The sequence below is a fragment of the Plebeiibacterium sediminum genome, assembly GCF_026013605.1.
GTDB lineage: Bacteria > Bacteroidota > Bacteroidia > Bacteroidales > Marinilabiliaceae > Saccharicrinis > Saccharicrinis sediminus.
Window position 1 is genome coordinate 1 of record NZ_JAPDPJ010000353.1, and the last position, 392, is coordinate 392.

Consider the following 392-nt stretch of genomic DNA (forward strand, 5'->3'; position numbering starts at 1 on the left):
CCATCATTAAATGAATCCTCAGTAAAAGCAACTTTAGCGGTCCATTGTTCACCTGTTGAACTTTCAAAATCACCTCCAAATCTATAGGTAAATACTAGATTATCCAATAAATTATAATCTAATTGTGCCTTCCCAAAAAATTTATATTTTTTTTGAGTTGCTCCATTCTCATTTAACGCCCAATAAGGATTTAATCCATACGGTGTGAAATAGTTATCCAAAGAATTAAACTTATTTTTATAATCTTTAAGATCTACGATTGAAATATTATTTGCAATCTCAAATAGACTCCTATAAGCAGAACTTCCTTGTCCCATTGGAACAGCATTAGTTTTTTCTGTCGAAAAGTTAATCGAAGTGGAAACCTTTAACTTTTCTGTCTTATGACTTGC

The 392-nt window shown here is 31.1% G+C and carries 1 protein-coding gene; it reads right to left on the reverse strand.

Annotation, left to right across the window (positions count from 1 at the left end; all coding sequences use genetic code 11):
• Positions 1–392, reverse strand: a 392-nt coding sequence (locus tag OM075_RS25755; protein ID WP_301193409.1) for a hypothetical protein, incomplete at both ends; no start/stop codon positions are given.